Here is a 4,174-nt window from a genome sequence, read left to right on the forward strand (position 1 = left end):
CGCGACCGTCGCCACGTCACCGACGGCCAAGAACCTCCACGCGCCTACGCCTGCACGATGATCGGGTCGCCGATGTTGACGGTGTCGTAGTACCAGGCGGCGTTGTCGGTGCTCAGGTTGATGCAACCGTGGCTGACGTTCGCGTTGCCCTGCGATCCCGTCGACCACGGCGCCCCGTGTACGTAGACGCCGCCCCACGTGACGCGGACGGCGTCGTAGACGGTGAGCTTGTACCCCTCGGGGTCACTGAGCGGAATGCCGATGGTGCGCGAGTCCATGATGACCGGGGACTGTTTCTCCAGCGCGGTGAACGAGCCGATGGGCGTTGGGTGCCTCGGCTTGCCCATCGATGCGGGCATCGTGCGCACCACCTGGTCGTCGATGCTCACGGTGAACGTGTGCGCGTCGATGTCGGCCACGCCGACCACCGCGGCGGCCGTCCCGAAGGTCGTCTTGAAGCCGAGTGCGGTAACCGAGATCGTTGAGTGGGCCGGCCACAACCCGGTCGGCGTGAACTGCACGGCATCGTCCGCGAGCCAGGTGAACGTGCCCGCAGGGGTCTTCGGCGAGGAGAAGCTGATGGCCCGCTCCGCGGCCGCCCGGTTCGCGACCGGCCCGGCGAACGTGACGGTGACTGGCATCGCCACCCCGACCATGTCGCCTGCCGCGGGGGCGATGTTGGCAACGGCCAGCTGCGGCGGCACGGCAGCCACCCCGTTGCCTACCGCGCCGGTCAGCAAAAGCGTCGACACTCCCGTCACCGTCAGCATGTACCGCAGCGCACTACTCAAGTTCCATCCTCCGATTCACGGCAGCCTCTTGCCTACATGCTAGTTCGCTCAGCGCTAGCTACGCGTTAGCCGACGGCCGCGCGCCATCGCCAGCAGCAGATATCCGAGCACGAGGAACCCGAGCCCGAGAATGCTGGTGTTGACCACGACCGCGGCGATCCCCACGCTGCCGGGATCGAGGAAGTAATAGGGCGCGCGTCGGCCCGCGTGGTTGAGCACGGCCAGGGCCAGACCGGCGTAGGCGGCCGGGTAGACCAGCCACGCGAAGGGCTGCCACCAGCGAACCACCCCCTCTCCCCTGCCGATCAGGAGCCAGTCGGTGATGGCGAGCAACGGCACGACGACGTGCAGAAGCACGTTGGCCGGGGTGTACCCCATGCTGCGCTCGGTCAGGAACAGATTCCAGATCACGCCGGCGACCATCACGTAGAGCACGACCGCGCCGCGCAATCCGGTGCGGGCATCGGCGCGCGGCGACACCAGAGTCCACGCGTAGTAGGCCGCCGCCAGTACGTTGGCCTGATAGGTGAAGGTCACCAGCCGCCACAGCACGCCGGACCGCGACGACAGTTCGACGAAGACGAGCGCCAGCAGCACGGCAAGTACGAGCGACACGCGGAGGAAGAAGCGAAGGTTTCCGCTTCGAATAGTCAAGCCTTGAATAGTCAAGCGTCCCAAGGGAACGGGCACCGATCCGCTACGGAACCGGCGGCGGCACGACCTCCGCCGGCGGCGGAGCGAGCACGACCGGCGGGTTGTCGTTCCCTGGCGTCAGTCGATCCTTGATGCGCGTCCAAATGCCCGGCTTCTTCGTCGGCACGGTCGACTCGATCGGCGGCACGGCGTCCGGCGGCGGTGCGAGTGCGTCCGGTGGCGGCGGCGCCAGCGCCGGGTCCACCACCGGCAGGTCGGCAGGCGGGGCCTCGGGGTTGGCGGGGTCGGCGATCGGCGCCTGGTCGATGACCGGCGCCTCGGCCGGGACGGACGCCTCTGGCGGTGCGGCGTCGACGACCGGAGCCTCCGGCGGCGGCGCCACCGGCTCAACGGCCTGCGGCGCAGGAATCGACACCGGCGGCGGCATGGCGGGCGGGATCGCCTTCACGGCCGCCGGGGTCTCCGGCGCGTTCACGGCGGCCGGCACCGGGTTACCCGATCGGGTGTCGCGGTGCGGCGCGAACTCGAGGCTGACCGCGATGGACACCGAGACGACGAAGGTCAGCACACCGGCGACCAACATGGTCACGGCGCCGACGTGGCCCAGCGGCGCGCCGCCCCGCGGTGCGCGGAGTTCCTCGGCGCGGTGCCGACCGGACGACCCGTTCCGGTCGTAGTGGTATTCGTGGGCGTACTCGCTGCCGAAATCGACACGCGGCAGCTCGATGGTTTGTGCCGAGGCCAGCGCCGCGCCCCTTGCGAGGGCGAGCTCGGCCTCAGCAGGTGCGAACACCGGCACCGAGAGCGCGTCCTCGAGCTTCGGCAGGATCGACTCGAATCCGCCGGCCGAGCCGACCACCACCAGCGCCTCGGGCTGCCAGTCCGCCTTGGTGAACACCGTGCTCAACCAGCTGATCAGACTCTCGTCGGAGTCGATGGAGTGGTTGAACGCGGTCTGCACCGCACCGTCGGACGTGTTGACGACCAGACTGATCACGGCGTCTGGCTCGATGACGCAGACCGCGGTGGTCTGGTAGCCGATGACAGAAGCCATCCCGCGGGCCAATGCCTCGGTGGCCTCCGGCAGCCGGATCGCCACCACATTGTCGAATCCCGACTCCGACAGCGACTTCATCAGCGCCGATGCCTCGGCGTCGGCGTCCTCGCTCCAGGTCACCCCGATCGAGTTCAGCCGCACACCACGGTTGGCGGCGAGGGCTTCGGTGCGGAGCACGGCGGCGGTGGCCTGTCCCGAGGTCTGGATCGAGCCTTCGTGCACGTCGAACGCATCGCGGTCCATCGTGACGCCGTCGGCGTCCTGCCCCTCGACGAGAACCAGGCCAACGGACGTCGGAGTCATCGACAACCCCAGCACCGCGTCCACATGTATCCCTTCGGACCGAGAAGTGGCCCCGCCACGTGGCAGCGCGAACACCGGATCGAATCCAGGCGGCGCCAGCGCGATGTGGTGAGGATCCACCTTTCGGGGTGACACTACCCGGCGATCCGCCGTTGGGCTCGCCGGGCCTGAGCCAACCGGCAGTGACGGCGCAGCGGAAGTGGCAGGGTGGCCGTCATGACGGCAGCTCCGACCAGCGACCGGCCAATCGAACGCACCATCTTCGGGCATCCGATCGGCCTGGTGAACCTCTTCGGCGTCGAAATGTGGGAACGATTCTCGTTCTACGGGATGCTCACGATCCTCGCCTACTACCTGTATTACTCGGTGACCGACGGCGGGCTGGCATTGCCGCAGAGCACCGCAACCGGGCTCGTCGGCGCCTACGGCGGGTTGGTATACCTGTCGACGGTGCTCGGCGGCTGGATCGCCGACCGGCTACTCGGCATGGAGCGCACCGTCTTCTACGGCGGTGTCGTTGTGATGGCCGGCCACATCGCCCTGGCCGTCGTACCGGGCCTGGCCGGGGTCGCCGTCGGACTCGTGCTGGTCGCGCTCGGCTCCGGTGCGCTCAAGGCGAACGCGTCGTCACTGCTTGGCACGCTGTACGACAAGGGTGACGCCAGAGCCGACGGCGGGTTCACGTTGTTCTACCTCGGCATCAACCTTGGCGCGTTCGTCGGGCCGCTGATCACCGGCCTGCTGCAGACGCACGTCGGCTTCCACTACGGGTTCGGTGCCGCAGCCGTCGGCATGGCGCTCGGCCTCGGCCAGTACGTGGCGTTCCGGCGAAACCTCGGCGAACATGGTCGCCACGTCCCGAATCCGTTGCCGCACAACCGTATCACCGTCTACGTCGGGATTCTTCTTACCGCCGTCGCAGTGGTGGCGGTGGTGCTGGCGACCGGCCTGGTGACACTGGCGAATCTGTCCAAGGTGACGACCGGCGTCATCGTGGCCGCATCGGTCGCCTACTTCGCGGTGATGCTGACCAGCTCCAAGGTTCAGGCGGTGGAAAAGACCAGGGTCCGGGCGTTCATCCCCTTGTTCATCGCCAACGCCGTGTTCTGGTCGCTGTTCCAGCAGATCTTCACCGTGCTGGCGGTGTACTCCGACGAACGGATGAACTGGTCGATCTTCGGGTGGACGGCGCCGTCGAGCTGGATCGGTTCCGTCGAGCCGGTGTGGATCATCCTGCTGTCCCCCCTGTTCGCGGCGATGTGGACCAAGCTGGGGAACCGGGCACCCACCACGCCACGCAAGTTCGCCTACGGCGTCATGGGCATGGGCGTCGCGTTCCTGCTGTTCCTGCCCACGGCGGGGACGACGG

The 4,174-nt window shown here is 68.1% G+C and carries 4 protein-coding genes; 1 reads left to right on the top strand and 3 read right to left on the bottom strand.

From position 1 onward, the window contains the following. Positions 1-44: 44 nt before the first annotated feature. The 3 genes from QOC69_RS17420 to QOC69_RS17430 all read right to left on the bottom strand — a co-directional run bounded on the left by QOC69_RS17420 (position 45) and on the right by QOC69_RS17430 (position 2,940). The gene (locus tag QOC69_RS17420) at positions 45-770 is read right to left on the bottom strand and encodes a L,D-transpeptidase (RefSeq protein ID WP_526441772.1); all 726 of its coding nucleotides are present in this window, start codon (positions 768-770) and stop codon (positions 45-47) included. 75 nt (positions 771-845) lie between these two features. Then, positions 846-1,445 (bottom strand): Pr6Pr family membrane protein, encoded by a 600-nt coding sequence (locus QOC69_RS17425; protein ID WP_526441766.1) that lies wholly within the window; start codon positions 1,443-1,445, stop codon positions 846-848. Between the two features lie 43 nt (positions 1,446-1,488). Further along, complete coding sequence (locus tag QOC69_RS17430) at positions 1,489-2,940, bottom strand: DUF7159 family protein (RefSeq protein ID WP_526441768.1); 1,452 nt, start codon at positions 2,938-2,940, stop codon at positions 1,489-1,491. A gap of 81 nt (positions 2,941-3,021) precedes the next feature. On the opposite strand from QOC69_RS17430, the gene QOC69_RS17435 reads away from it, so the two are divergent. Further along, a partial coding sequence (locus QOC69_RS17435; protein WP_526441770.1) for a peptide MFS transporter occupies positions 3,022-4,174 on the top strand: 1,153 nt, incomplete at its 3' end.

This window comes from Mycobacterium sp., assembly GCF_032162105.1.
Lineage (GTDB): Bacteria > Actinomycetota > Actinomycetes > Mycobacteriales > Mycobacteriaceae > Mycobacterium.